This is a genomic window from Brachyspira murdochii DSM 12563 (assembly GCF_000092845.1).
In the GTDB taxonomy this organism is placed as follows: Bacteria; Spirochaetota; Brachyspiria; order Brachyspirales; family Brachyspiraceae; genus Brachyspira; species Brachyspira murdochii.
On record NC_014150.1, the window covers coordinates 2,524,799 to 2,539,583 of the forward strand.

Consider the following 14,785-nt stretch of genomic DNA (forward strand, 5'->3'; position numbering starts at 1 on the left):
TATGACTATTACTCAAAAAATTTTAGCTGCACATGCAGGTGTTGATAAAGTTGAAGCAGGCGAGCTTATTATGGTTAAAACTGATTTGGTTTTAGGCAATGATATAACAAGCCCTGTTGCAATTAATGAATTTGAAAAATATGGTTTTGATAAAGTTTTTGATAAAGAAAAAATAGCTTTGGTTATGGATCACTTTGCTCCAAACAAAGATATAAAAGCTGCAGAGCAATGCAAACAATGCAGAGATTTTGCAAATAAGTATGATATTTCAAACTACTACGATGTAGGCGATATGGGAGTAGAACATGCTCTTTTACCAGAAAAAGGCTTAGTTTCACCCGGTGAGGTTATAATAGGTGCTGATTCTCACACTTGTACTTACGGGGCTTTTGGGGCTTTTTCTACAGGTGTTGGAAGCACTGATATGGCTGCTGCTATGGCTACAGGTCAGGTTTGGTTTAAGGTGCCTTCTGCTATTAAATTTAATCTTAAAGGTAAATTAAAACCAAATGTATCTGGTAAAGATGTTATACTTCATATTATAGGTATGATAGGTGTTGACGGGGCTTTATATAAATCTATGGAGTTTAGGGGAGAAGGTGTTTCTTCCCTTACTATGGACGATAGAGCTTGTATTGCTAATATGGCTATTGAGGCAGGTGCTAAAAACGGAATATTTGAAGTAGATAATCAAACTATAGAATATTTAAAAGATATAGTAAAAAGAGATTATACTATTTATAAAGCTGATGATGATGCGGTATATGAAAAAGAATATGATATTGATTTATCTTCAATAGAACCTACAGTTGCTTGTCCGCATTTACCAGAAAATACAAAAGATGCTAAAGAATTAAAAGATATAAAAGTTGATCAAGTTGTTATTGGTTCTTGTACTAATGGAAGATTATCAGACATGGCAACTGCTGCCAACATCTTAAAAGGAAAGAAAATAGCTAAAAATGTTAGATGCATAATTATACCAGCTACTCAGAAAGTGTATAAAGAATGTATCAAACTAGGTTATATGGATATATTTATTGATGCGGGCTGTGCGGTATCTACTCCTACATGCGGACCTTGTTTGGGAGGATATATGGGAATACTTGCCCATGATGAGGTTGCTGTTACTACAACTAATAGAAACTTTGTAGGAAGAATGGGAGATAAAACTTCTAAAGTATATTTAGCTAGTCCTGCCACTGCTGCATACAGTGCTTTGACTGGATATATAACAGAGCCTAAATAATGATTATAACAAATGATTATAATAAAATAGGAGAGATTAAATAAATGAAAGCTAGAGGTTTCGTTCATAAATATGGGAATAATGTTGATACTGATGTTATTATTCCAGCAAGATATTTAAATACTGCAAATCATAAAGAGTTAGCAGCTCATTGTATGGAAGATATTGATAAAGATTTTGTAAGCAAGGTAAAGAAAGGCGATATAATGGTAGGAGGAGAGAATTTCGGATGCGGTTCTTCAAGAGAGCATGCTCCTATTGCCATTAAAGAATCTGGTATATCATGCGTTATAGCTTCTTCTTTTGCCAGAATATTTTACAGAAACTCTATTAATATAGGTCTTGCAATACTTGAATGCGAAGAGGCAAGCAAAAAAATAGACAATGGCGATGAAGTTGAAGTTGATTTTGACAGCGGCGTTATAACAAATATTACTAAAAATGAAAGCTATAAAGCAGAGCCTTTCCCAGAGTTTATTAAAAATATAATTAATTCTAATGGGCTTTTGAACTCTATAAAGAATAAGGGGTAATTATTTATGGAAAAAAATATTGTTGTTATTAAAGGAGACGGAGTAGGTCCTGAAATAGTTGACAAGGCTATTGATGTATTAAATAAAATAGCTGAAAAATATTCTCATAAGTTTAATTTAGAATATGTTGATATGGGGGGCTGTTCTATTGATAAATACGGAGTTCCTCTTACTGATGAAAATTTGGAAAAATGTATTAAGTCTGATTCTGTGCTTTTAGGTTCTGTAGGAGGTCCTAAATGGGATAAAGCAGCTCCGGAAAACAGACCAGAAAGAGGCTTATTAAAACTACGTAAAGAAATGAAGCTTTATGCCAATATAAGACCTATAAAAATATTAAAATCTTTAGAATATGCTTCTCCTCTTAAAGAAAGTATATGTAAAGATGTGGTTGATTTTGTTATTGTAAGAGAGCTTACTGGAGGAGTATATTTTGGTGAGCATAAATTTGAAGTAGTTAATGGTGTAAGACAGGCGACTGATCTTATGGTTTATAAGGAAGATGAGATATTAAGAATAGGAAAAGTAGCTTTTGATTTGGCTAGAAATCTTAAAAAACCTTTAACTTCTGTAGATAAAGCTAATGTTCTTCATACTTCTAAATTATGGCGTGAAATTATGAATACTCTCTCTAAAGAATACAGTGATGTTCCGTATAATGATATGTATGTTGATAATGCGGCTATGCAGATAACTGCTAATCCTTCTCGGTTTGGCGTTATAGTTACAGAAAATATGTTTGGGGATATACTTTCTGATGAGGCTAGTGTCATAAGCGGTTCTATAGGTATGGCACCTTCTGCCAGTCTTTCTGACGGAGCTATTGGTATGTATGAGCCTATACATGGTTCTGCTCCTGATATTGCAGGTAAGGATTTGGCTAATCCTATAGGTACTATACTTTCTCTTGCTATGATGTTCAGATATTCTTTTGGCATGTTTAATGAGGCAGAAGACATAGAAGATGCTGTTTATAAGGCTATAGATGAAGGATATAGAACAGCCGATATTATGCCTAAACATAATATGATGACTTATTTATATAAACAGGTAAGATGTTCTGAAATGGGTGATATTATAGTATCTAATATATAATAAGTCTATAAATATAAATTATTGCAGTAATTATGATTTTATTTTTAATTACTGCAATAATTATTATTCAATTATACTTGACAATCGTTTTATAATGTACATAATAGATAATATGAGATTAAATAATTGAGGACTTTAGGGAAGTGGAATACAGCGATAAAGACATAATTTTAGAATTGCAGGAAGATAATAAACTGCTTTCTTCTAAAATTGATATTTATAAAGAAGAGATAAACGAATTAAAACAAAAACTAGAGTATGCCCAAAAATTTTTTACTTTATATGAAAATATTATGGAACAATCCAGAAATGAGACTAAAGAATTAACTAATAGGGTAAAAGAATTAGAAGCTGAGATAAAAAGGCTTAAAAATGCCTGATATTTTTTATCCTTCAAAAAATGATAATATATATATAGCGGTGCTTGCTAAAGGCAGAAATATCGAAGCTAAAGATGTAACTGCCGAATGCCGAAGAAAAAAAGAAGATGAGTTTTTTAGGTATATAAATCTTGATATAAATAAATCCATTTTTATGCATCAGGTTCATCAGGTAAATATAGAAAAGATAGATGAAAATAATATTAATAAGTTTGGCGGAAGAGAAAAACTTGTTGAAAATACTGATGGATTAATAACAAATCTTAAGAATGTACCTTTAGTTGTGCAGACTGCCGACTGTGCTCCTGTTATTATATACTGTAATAAAACAAAGTCCATGGCTGCCGTTCATTCCAGTTGGAAAGGAACACGCGATAAAATAGTGCCTAAAACTATCGAATTAATGATAAAAGAATATAATGCTGAGCCTAAAGAAATGTATGTTTATATTGCTCCTTATATAGCTTTAAAGAATTATGAAGTAGGGGAGGAGGTTGCTGTATATTTTAAAAATAAAACTATGATTAATAATAGATGGCATTTTGATAATGGACTTGAGATAAGGGATCAGATAATTAATTTAGGTGTTTTGAAAGATAATATAGAAATTTCTTCACTCAATACTTATGATAAAGAGTTTTACTCGTATAGAAGAGATGGAGGGCAGCTTGGAAGAATGCTTACGGTTGGGGTTATTCTTTAGTTTTTTATTTTGCATACTGCTAACTATATTTCCATAGATTTCAGCTGTATTTTATGGAGTGTTAAAATATTAAATTAGTTTTATAAAATAAGCAGTTATTAAATTGAGAAGATTTTGAGGTTTATATATAGTATATATTTTATATACTATAATATCATAAATTTTGTATTATTAATTAGTTATTTATAATATTTTCGTATTAAATGTAGTGTAAAAATTGCGTGTAATATCAAAAATACAGTATTATATTATTGTCAGCACAAATAAAAATATATACAAAAATTTAACTTTATATTTTATTGTATACAAAAAGCCTTAGATATAATATGTATAACATTATTACAAAAAAAATGTAAATAAATATTTATTTATTTTTAATAATATAGTATAATCTATACTAAGAACAAAGCTATATTTAAAAAGGAGTTTACAAATATGGTTACAGCTATCACAACGACTGACACAACTAATACTTATGTTACGTCAATAGGCGGGGTAAATATCACTGTTAGAAATAATTTTTCTGACAATACAGCAACAGTAGAGGTAGAACCAAAGATTACAGGCGGTGCTTTAAACGTACAAGGGTAATATTTTTCCCTTATCGCATGTAATTATCGGTTCTTATTTTTTTTACTTTAATGAAAAAGTATAAAAAGTAATGGGGCTATTGGTGGGATAATAGCTCCATTTTATTTTTTATAGTCAAATCTTATATTTAGAGTTGTTTCAAAGCTACTTGATAAACAATTTTATATGCTATGAAATTATTACAACAACGAATGTTTTAATTATATATTAAAACTATGTAAATGCGGTGGTTCTTTTATACCACGGGCGGACAAATTACTAACTATAATTATAAAAATGTTAAATTAAAAAACTATATATTAACAAATTGAGTTTTGAAACAAGTCTATTAATAATTTTCAAATTTAAAAATCAATTTTATATCACCATTGCAAAAATATTTTAAAGTGATAGTATTATATATTATTAATTAATTTAAGGAAATTTTGATAAATATGATGGATATACAAAATATTAACGATATAAGAAAAAAAGTAAGAACTGTAAAAATAGGAAATATTTTAATAGGTTCTGATAATCCTATAAGTGTTCAGTCTATGACAAATACAGATACAAGAGATATAAAATCTACAGTAGAACAAATAAAATCACTTGAAAATGCAGGTGTTGATATAGTAAGGCTTGCGGTACTAGATATGGATGCGGCAAAAGCCATAAAAGAAATAAAAAAACATACTGAAGTTCCATTAATAGCAGATATACATTTTGACCATAATTTGGCATTAGAGAGTATGAAAAGCGGTATTGATGCTTTAAGATTGAATCCGGGTAATATAAAAAATAAAGAGAAGGTAAAAGAGGTTATAAAAGAGGCTAAAGAGAGGAACCTTACTATACGTGTAGGAGTTAATGGCGGAAGTTTAGATAGAAGCGTATACAAAGAAGTAACAGCTGAAAATATGGTAAAAAGTGCCGCTGAGCATATAAAATTAATGGAAGATTTAGATTTTACTAATATTAAAGTATCTTTAAAATCTTCTGATATAAAAACTACAATAGAAGCAAATATGTTATTTAGAGAAAAGTTTAATTATCCTATACATCTTGGAGTAACTGAAGCTGGTACATTGAGAAGTTCTCTTATAAAAAGTACAAGTGCCTTATCATTTTTAATAATGCAGGGAATAGGAGATACTATAAGATATTCTATAACTGGGGATCCAGTAGAAGAAGTAATGGCTGGAAAGATGCTTCTTAAATTTTTAGGACTTAGAAAAGAGCCTTCTATAGAAATAATTTCATGTCCTACTTGCGGCAGATGTCAGGTTAATGTTGAGGAGGCTGCAAGTTTCATAGAAAAGCATGTCCAGAATATAAAGAAGAATATTACCATAGCTATTATGGGCTGCGTTGTTAATGGTCCGGGTGAGGCTAGGAATGCTGATTTTGGTGTTGCTGGAACTGGTGATGGTAATTTTATTTTCTTTGAAAAAAATAATGAGCCTATAAAAGTTTTGGGTGATAATATTATAGATTTTCTTACAAAAAAAATAGAAGAGTTTTAAGTTTTTATAAGTTAGTTTTGAAATAAGTATAATATATACCTAAAACAATTATAATTTGTCAAAAAATTAATTTGTTCAATTTGTTATATATTTGTATATATTGTCATTGAAGCACAGTATATTTCGTCATTTGAATAAGCGAATACATTTAGAAAGATATAAAAATCGGCAAAATAAAATTGTTCCAGTATATACTGAAAATTTTTAAGTTTGTAATTTTTTCGTTGTTCTTTTTCTCGGCTTTGCCAAAAGAACCTTATATCATTGACAAGCTCGGATACTCTTCGCAAAACTGCAAGTATAAAATAATACTAAATTGTACTATCTGATGTTTTGTATGTAGAATAATTTATTGAATTTAACCTGAAATATAGTATTTCGCTACTGAATGCATGCAAAGCGGCTGGCTATGCCTGTTTCTTTTTGGCATACTATACCTAACAGTACTTCCTTCGGTCGCGTTGTCATTTGATAAGAACAAAGAATACAGGGCATTGATTTTTGAAAACTTCAAAATTTTAAGTATATACAGAGTATAGCGTATATAATATATATTTTGATTTATCGTGTTTAAAATATTAAAAATTAACATTATATAAACTAATAAATTTTTAGAATATATGTTATTATATTTTTTATATAATTTAGGAGATAAACTTTATGGATATAGAGATAGTAAAAAAAGAAGATTTTGAAGTGGTAGGAAAAGTAGCTTCTGGAGAAAGTGAAAAACATTCTCAGTGGGTTCTTCCTCTTTGGCAGAATTTTAATAAGAACATAAAAGAAATAATTAATTTAGTTAAAGTTGATGAAAATAATAATTTAGCTGGCATATGGGGAATAATGAACGATATGGATGAAACTTTTTCTCCTTGGGGAGAAATGGGAAAATATATGGCCGGCGTTGAGGTTAAAGAAAACTCAGCTGCTCCAAAAGGTTGGATAAAATGGAATATTAAAGGAGGTAAGTTTATTAAAGTAAAATGTAATATAGAAAATTATAGTGAAATATTTAATAATATAGTTGAAAATTATGCCCCTAAAAATGGATATACTATAATAGGAAATGTTATGGAATATTATATTCCAAACAGTAAAGATTTTTATTTATTTTTTAATATTAAGGATTAATAAAAGATTAATTAATTTAAGTATATTTAAGGATATTAATATGTTGAATAAATTGGTAATAGCTACATCAAACAAACATAAATTAAAAGAAATAGAAGATATATTCAAAGGAAGAGCAATAAAAGAAATACTTCCTATGCCTAAAGATATTGGAGAGATAATAGAAGACGGAAATACATTTATTAAAAACTCTATTATAAAGGCTAAAGCTGTATATAATTTTACTAAACTTCCATCTTTAGCAGATGATTCAGGACTTTGTGTTAATGCTTTAGAAGGACGTCCGGGTATATTTTCAGCTAGATACGGCGGGGAAAATTTAGGTTATAAAGAAAAAATGCATATGCTTTTAGAAGAACTTAAAGATAAATCTGACAGAAGTGCATATTTCATAACTTCAGCTGTATGTGTATTAGATGATAATTATTATATAGCAGTTGAAGGCAGAGTTAATGGCATAATAATAGACAATCCAAGAGGTTTTGACGGATTTGGATATGATCCTATATTTCAGCCAGACGGATATAATGTTACATATGCTGAGATGAGTTTAGAAGAGAAAAATTCTATGAGCCATAGATCTATTGCTATGAACAAAATGAAGGATATTTTATTGAGTATTTATCATAGTTAAAAAAATAGTATTTTCTTAATAAATATTGATACTATTTTATTTTTTTATGATTGGAGCTTTTCTTATATTTATGCTTGTTTATTAAAGCACATTATAATTATATATATATTGTCTTAATAAGTTTTGAATTTTAAATAGCAAATATAAAAAATGATAAATAATGATATTTTTATATACTAAAAAATAAAAAATATCGATAATGTATTGACAATATACAATATTTACTATGTACAATAATTATAAATACTATAATGCTAACTTATAATATCAATTTTATAATATTGCAAAAAATAATTTAATATCATATACTAAATAATAACCAATACTAATTAATATGTATAGAAACTTGACAATGGAAAAAATCTTTATATAATATATAGCATGGAGAAATTAATATGGCTAAACTTCACATCGATAATGAAAATGTAAAAAAATACATATTCAATGTTTCAGAGAAATTAATGAGACATTTTGATTTAGAATATGAAATTGATAAAGAAGATGAATATTTTGATCTTTATGCTTTTCATAGAAATGACTTTTTTAAATCATTTATAACAAAATCTACAGTATATGAAGGTTATTCAGTATTTGAGCATATGCTTTTAAGATTTATTAAAGAGTTGAAGAAGGAAGATATAGAGAATTTTCAGGAGATGTTAATCAGATTAACTCCTATACTTTCAAACCCTAATAAATTTCATAAAAGAAGTGTAATTACAGGCATATTAGTAACAGAAAGCCCATTAGAAAAAGAATGGGAGAAGATGACTAAAAAGTTTTTTTATAAAGTTAATTACAAACTATTATTTCATGGCTGGTCAGAGACGCAGTATGCTATAGTGTCTATGACAGATAAAAATGTATACTTACCTAAAATGCGTAAGAAAGAATTAAAAGTTCTTCTTTCGGATTTTTAGGAAGTTATAAAACAAATAAAAAAAGGAGATAAAAATGAATGCTTTCATTCTTCTATTGCTAGGTATGGTTATATTTTTCATAGCCTACATAGCTTACGGCTCATATTTAGCAAAAAAATGGGGAATAGACCCTGGTAAAAAAACACCTGCTCATACTCTTAATGACGGTAAAGACTATGTACCAACAGATGCTAAAGTATTGTTGGGACACCACTTCTCATCAATAGCCGGAGCTGGTCCTATTACAGGTCCTATTATCGCCACTATGTTCGGTTGGCTTCCTGTATATTTGTGGATTATATTCGGATGTGTATTCTTCGGCGGCGTGCATGATTATGGTTCATTGGTTGCTTCTTTAAGACATGAAGGTAAATCTATTGGAGAAGTTATAAGACACAATGTTAGTCAAAAGGGTAAAATAATGTTTACTCTTTATGCATTTATTACTATTTGTTTGGTAGTAGCTGCTTTCTTAGACATTACTGCTGGTACTTTTGCTGTAAACGTTGATAATGCCAGAGAATCTGCTGCTGCTGGTACTGCTAGCATGCTTTTCATTGTTTTAGCTTTATTATTCGGATTTTTAGTATATAGAAGAGGGGCAGGCGTTGCTGTTTCTACAATCATTGGGGTTGTATTATTAGCTGCTATTATTTTCATTTCTGATAAGTTTCCATTTTTGGCTTTAGAAAAAATACACTGGCAGATAATATTAGTTATTTACATAATATTAGCTTCTTTAATGCCTGTATGGATATTATTACAGCCTAGAGACTATTTATCATCATTCCTGCTTTATGCTATGGTAGTTGGCGGTGTTGTTGGTTTGGTAATAATGAGACCTGCTATACAAACTCCGGCTTTCACTAGCTTTATGCCTAGCGAAGGCAACTACTTATTCCCTATATTATTCATTACTGTTGCCTGCGGTGCTATATCTGGCTTCCATGCTCTTGTAAGTTCTGGTACTAGTGCTAAACAGCTTAACAGTGAAAAAGATGCAAAATTAGTAGGATACGGTGCTATGCTTATTGAAGGTATAGTTGCTATAGTTGCTTTAATGAGTGTTTCTGCTGTTGCTGGTAATGGCGAAGGTACTCCTGCTGCTAGATTTGCTACAGGTGTTGCTACTTTCATGACTTCTTTCGGAGTTCCGCTAAGTATGGGTAAAACTTTCGTTACTTTGGCATTTGCTTCTTTTGCTTTAACTTCATTAGACAGTGCTACTCGTATAGGAAGATACTTAATACAGGAATTAGGCGAATACACTTCTGCTGACGGAAGAGTACATAAAACTATACTTACAAATCCTTATGTAGCTACTGGTATTACAGTACTATTCTCTTTAGGATTTACTCTTTACGGTTATGCTAGAATTTGGCCTATATTCGGAAGTGCTAACCAATTATTAGCTGGATTGTCTTTACTTGCTGTTGCTGCTTGGATAAAAAACAGACAAAAAAGAAATTCTTGGGAAAATATTATCCCTCTAACATTCATGTTCGCTGTTACTCTTTCAGCTTTATGTTTGGTAGTATATACTAATGTTATGAAAGCTAGTTTTGATGGTTATGTATTAGCTGCTATAGCTGCTGTTATGATAATATTAGCAGTTGTTGAATTATTCATTACAGGTCAATGGGCTCGCGGATTATCTAAAGAAGCTGCTTCTAACCCTAATGATCCTATTAAAAACAAATAATTTTTAATAATATTAAATAATTTTCTCCCCCTTTCATAATATATTTATGGAAGGGGTTTTTTTAGTCTAATTAAAATTTTATCTTTGTCGATATTAATATATGTATTATATTCTAAATAAAGGTGAAATATTTTCTAATATTATGTCTAGTAAAAAATTTAAACTTAAAGAAGAAAAAGCAATATTTGCTGATATTAGGTCTGCTATATCAATAGCAATATTTGACAGTGAAATTAGTAATTATGACGGCAGCGTTGATACTGATGTAAGACGTGCTGTTATGTATAATAAAATAGTATTTGAAAATTTAGTGAAACGCTTATTTTCATATCAGGCAAGCAGAGAAGACAAAAAGGATAAATTAAAAGAACTCTCACTTATAAAAATGATAAAAAATGATACTTTATCATTATCAAAGGAAAGACTGTACTATATAGAAAATCCTGATGAAAAAACATTTGAGTTTTTAAATGATGTTTTGGATAAAAATAAAAAGGTAAGAGGATATAGTGAGTATATACTTTACTCCCTATTTAATCATTATTTTGACTATATAAAAAATTGATAGTTTTAAATATTATCCTTTAAAATAAATAAAGAGGATTATATTATTATGAAAAAACTTCTTATAATATTTAGTATTTTTATATCATTATCATCATTATTTGCACAAAATGTTGCTCCTAATGATGAAAGAAATATAGACAGAGAATTTTATAATGCTGAAAAACTTTTCTTCCAAAAAAAATATAATTTTGCAAGAGAGGCTTTTCTTTTATATTTGAAAAGAAGACCATTATCTACAAATGATATGCTTTACTACTATATAGGAGCATGCTATTTTCAAGATAAACAGTATCAAAATGCAATAGATTATTATAAATTAGCCTTTGATATAAATGATTCTTATTCATACTGCAACAATATAGCAAACTCATACTATCAATTAAAAAATTATGAGGATGCTCTTCTTTGGTATAACAGATCTATTGAGCGTCTTTATTCTCCATATACTACTAAATTAAATTATGAAGTTTTAACAAATTATACAGTTTCTCAAAATATTGTAACTAATACAGTATTTATTTTTAATGTTGATGAAGTCTCTTCAAATGAGTCAATAACAAATTTATCATTAACCAATGAACTATCAACTAATACATATTTGACTGCAGAATCTCCTACTAACGATATGACTATATTATCAACTAATTCATCAGCTGATAATATAGTATCTACTAATACTGCATCAACCAATACAATATCTTCAAACTATATATCAGATGCAATAAATAATCTTAATCAGGCAAATGAAAATATAAAAAATACTATAGATAATACATTTACAAAATTACCTTTGTTTACAAATGTTGTTATTACAAATACATACACAAATAATTATGAGTTTACTAATACAACAGTAATATTTGAAGCAAATACAAATTTTAGCATTGAAGTTGTAGACCCATTATCATCTTCAACTTCTCTTCCTCCAGACAGTGTTACTAATGAGGCAGGCGATTCAAATACTGTTACTTTAAATACAAACTCTACTGTTACGGGCTCTACATATGTTATAACAGAAGAAAATCCATATACTGTAACAAATATAGTTGTAATGACTAATGTTATGGATACAAATGGTAATATGATAGAGATAAAAACTAATGTAGCATCTGTTGATGAATATAACAGCTGGGCTTTGTATTACAGTGCATATCTTAATATGGGGCATACTTTCCTAGCACTTGGAGAGATAACCAATGCTGCTATTTCATATGAGATATTTTTAACTAATGTAGGAAATGACTATTATCAAAAAGAATCATTAGAAAGAGTTATATCTCTTATAAGAAGCAATGATACATCTATAAAATTTATGCCTTTTACAAATAATTATAGAGTAAATACTAATAATGACGGAAGCATCACTACAGAAAGTATATCTCCAAATTTTGATTATGAAAGAGAGACAATATATCCTAATGGTGTTAGAATAATTTATGAAAATGGAAAAATAGAAAGAACAAAAATGTATTCAAATAATTATGAAGTTTCTGATATAATTTATCCATACGGAAAAAGAGAAATAGAAACTGTTTTTGAAAACGGTGATAAAAGAATAGAAACTTATATGATAGATAATTCTAAATCTATTAATACAAAAACCTCATCAGGCGATACTTATGAATATACTTTATACCCAGACGGTTCTTTTATAAATAGAAAAACTTTAGACAGCAATAAAGCATTTGTTGTAGAGAGATCTGACGGCTCTATTACTACAAACTATAAAGATGATAACGGATCATTTTTCTATACTAGGAGTTTGGATGGAACGGAAGTAAAAAGAACTGAAGATAATTCTGGAAATATAGTAACAGAAACAAAACGCATTGACGGGGCTTTAATCGTAAAAACAGAAAATCCAGACGGAAGTTATGTTGTAGTGGCAAATTATATAGACGGAAGTATAGGAACTACAACTGTAGATACTAATGGCACAAGCAGTTTAAAAGTAGTTTATCCGGACGGAAGAGTAGAAGAGAGAAACTCAACTGGAGCGGGAGCTGGTACATTTTCATATAATGTTAAAGCTGATGACGGAAGTATTATTACAAAAACGTATAATGATGACGGTTCTTTCACTGTTGTAACCAAAAAAGTTGATGGTACTATTATTACTGATACGGTATCTGATGACACTATAAGCGAAATAAAAATGCCGGACGGTACTGTTATAAAAAGAATAATAAGAGAGGACGGTTCAAGAGAAACTACAACTATTAATAGAGATTCAAGCACTATAACCGAAGTTGTATCAGCAGATTCAAGCAGTATTACAACTACAGTAAAACCAGATGGATCTATTACAATAACTACAAGAGATACTGCAGGTAATACAGAAACTACTACAACAGAAGCTGACGGAAGCACTTCTACATCAAAAACTTATATAGATGGAAGAAGTTCTTTAAATGAAGTAAGAGCTGACGGCGTTACTATAGATATGGAAAATGACGGCAGAAATAAAACAACTACAGCAAGGGATTCTGAAGGTTATGTTCTTGAAATGAAGCAGTATAGAAATGAAGACCCTGAAATAACATTGCTTGATGCTTTGGGAGAAACTGTTGATATTGAAACTGCGAAAATGGTTATAAGAAGAATGGATTTAAGTATTAGGGCGGAAGATATTGATAATCTTAAATTGCCTCCTAAAGAAGAGCCGGCATCAAATGAAATAGTTACAAGCCCTACAGATGATACAGCTGAAACTATTACAGATGAGACAACTGTAGCTGATGATACTGCAACAGATGAAACAATAACAGGAGAGGAAACAACAACTACTGATGATACAGTAACAGAAGACACTGCAGCAAATGAAACTGATACAGAAGATACAACGGATAATGATACCGCAGAAAATGCTCCAGACGCTGTAAATTAAAATATCACTAATACCACTTTAAAATATAAATTATTTTTAAGAGCTATGCATTATTGTCATGGCTCTTTTTATTTTAAAAATTATATATACTGGAACAATTTCATTTTGTCAAATAATGCACTTTATATGGAATTATCAGCTTTTTTGTTGCGATTTCGTAAAAGTTTTTATACTTCATATACGCTCACAAAAAACTTAATTGCTAGAACTTTACTTTTAAATATATGTATCAAATGTAGGCTATACCTAAATTTAAACTAAAAATGCAGTATTTTTTTTGCTGCTGATGCCTGTACATGGTTCTTTGTGCAGATAGCGTACAAAATAACTGGGGTACAACTGTGTGGTTCTCAGCAAAGCCGCGAAAATATTTATAATTTAAAAGACTAATCTTGACAAACTTATATAAACAATTTGTCATAGAATATTAGATAATTATTATAAATCACTAAATTTATTTAAACTTTACGGCAAAATAATTATTAAAAACATTTACGGTTAATTAAATAAAAACTAAAAGTAAATTTGAAATACCATTTTCTGCAATGCCTATCATAGAATGCACAGAATGCGGTCTTACTCTTATAATATCGCCTTCTTCTAAATCCACAATTTCTTCTTCTACTACATATCTTACTTTACCTTTTAATACTATTACCATTTCTTCAGAAGGGTGCTCATGATATGGTATAAGCTGATTAGATTTTTGGGCTATTGCATAAACCGTGTAGCCTTTATCCGATAAAGTTTCTATTAATCTTTCATCATCCTTTACACAGTCAAATTCTCTTTCAGTTGTTGATTTGTAATAGTATTGTTCAGTCATTGTACACCTCATTATTATAATATAATTTCGGCTTATAAATCATAAAATTGAATTTATACAAA

14 protein-coding genes are annotated in these 14,785 nt (G+C 29.4%); 13 read left to right on the forward strand and 1 reads right to left on the reverse strand.

Annotated features, from left to right (window positions below):
- The first annotated feature begins 1 nt into the window (after position 1).
- From leuC to BMUR_RS11190, 13 genes are all read left to right on the forward strand, one after another.
- Complete coding sequence (gene leuC, locus BMUR_RS11135) at positions 2 to 1,249, forward strand: 3-isopropylmalate dehydratase large subunit (RefSeq protein WP_013114665.1); 1,248 nt, start codon at positions 2 to 4, stop codon at positions 1,247 to 1,249.
- Positions 1,250 to 1,293: 44 nt separating this feature from the next.
- Entirely contained in the window at positions 1,294 to 1,782 is a 489-nt protein-coding gene (leuD, locus tag BMUR_RS11140; RefSeq protein WP_008727503.1) for a 3-isopropylmalate dehydratase small subunit, read from the forward strand.
- 6 nt (positions 1,783 to 1,788) lie between these two features.
- On the forward strand, positions 1,789 to 2,877 hold the full coding sequence (leuB, locus tag BMUR_RS11145; RefSeq protein WP_013114666.1) for a 3-isopropylmalate dehydrogenase: 1,089 nt from the start codon (positions 1,789 to 1,791) through the stop codon (positions 2,875 to 2,877).
- 143 nt (positions 2,878 to 3,020) lie between these two features.
- Positions 3,021 to 3,257: a hypothetical protein gene (locus tag BMUR_RS11150; protein WP_013114667.1), complete on the forward strand. Its 237-nt coding sequence runs from the start codon at positions 3,021 to 3,023 to the stop codon at positions 3,255 to 3,257.
- Positions 3,250 to 3,960: a peptidoglycan editing factor PgeF gene (pgeF, locus tag BMUR_RS11155; protein WP_013114668.1), complete on the forward strand. Its 711-nt coding sequence runs from the start codon at positions 3,250 to 3,252 to the stop codon at positions 3,958 to 3,960. Before BMUR_RS11150 ends, pgeF begins: the two co-directional genes overlap by 8 nt.
- Before the next feature lie 435 nt (positions 3,961 to 4,395).
- Positions 4,396 to 4,551: a hypothetical protein gene (locus tag BMUR_RS14800; RefSeq protein WP_008724155.1), complete on the forward strand. Its 156-nt coding sequence runs from the start codon at positions 4,396 to 4,398 to the stop codon at positions 4,549 to 4,551.
- Positions 4,552 to 4,988: 437 nt separating this feature from the next.
- Entirely contained in the window at positions 4,989 to 6,056 is a 1,068-nt protein-coding gene (ispG, locus tag BMUR_RS11160) for a flavodoxin-dependent (E)-4-hydroxy-3-methylbut-2-enyl-diphosphate synthase (RefSeq protein WP_041750127.1), read from the forward strand.
- Between the two features lie 660 nt (positions 6,057 to 6,716).
- Positions 6,717 to 7,187: a GyrI-like domain-containing protein gene (locus BMUR_RS11165; RefSeq protein WP_013114670.1), complete on the forward strand. Its 471-nt coding sequence runs from the start codon at positions 6,717 to 6,719 to the stop codon at positions 7,185 to 7,187.
- Between the two features lie 40 nt (positions 7,188 to 7,227).
- Positions 7,228 to 7,821 (forward strand): RdgB/HAM1 family non-canonical purine NTP pyrophosphatase, encoded by a 594-nt coding sequence (gene rdgB, locus BMUR_RS11170; RefSeq protein ID WP_013114671.1) that lies wholly within the window; start codon positions 7,228 to 7,230, stop codon positions 7,819 to 7,821.
- A 395-nt stretch (positions 7,822 to 8,216) separates the two neighbouring features.
- Complete coding sequence (locus tag BMUR_RS11175) at positions 8,217 to 8,741, forward strand: hypothetical protein (RefSeq protein ID WP_013114672.1); 525 nt, start codon at positions 8,217 to 8,219, stop codon at positions 8,739 to 8,741.
- Between the two features lie 34 nt (positions 8,742 to 8,775).
- Complete coding sequence (locus BMUR_RS11180) at positions 8,776 to 10,443, forward strand: carbon starvation CstA family protein (RefSeq protein WP_013114673.1); 1,668 nt, start codon at positions 8,776 to 8,778, stop codon at positions 10,441 to 10,443.
- 142 nt (positions 10,444 to 10,585) lie between these two features.
- Positions 10,586 to 11,008: a hypothetical protein gene (locus tag BMUR_RS11185; protein ID WP_026364423.1), complete on the forward strand. Its 423-nt coding sequence runs from the start codon at positions 10,586 to 10,588 to the stop codon at positions 11,006 to 11,008.
- Positions 11,009 to 11,056: 48 nt separating this feature from the next.
- The gene (locus BMUR_RS11190) at positions 11,057 to 13,897 is read left to right on the forward strand and encodes a tetratricopeptide repeat protein (RefSeq protein ID WP_013114675.1); all 2,841 of its coding nucleotides are present in this window, start codon (positions 11,057 to 11,059) and stop codon (positions 13,895 to 13,897) included.
- Positions 13,898 to 14,399: 502 nt separating this feature from the next.
- On the opposite strand, the gene BMUR_RS11195 is transcribed toward BMUR_RS11190, so the two are convergent.
- The gene (locus BMUR_RS11195) at positions 14,400 to 14,723 is read right to left on the reverse strand and encodes a cupin domain-containing protein (protein WP_013114676.1); all 324 of its coding nucleotides are present in this window, start codon (positions 14,721 to 14,723) and stop codon (positions 14,400 to 14,402) included.
- Positions 14,724 to 14,785: the final 62 nt, after the last annotated feature.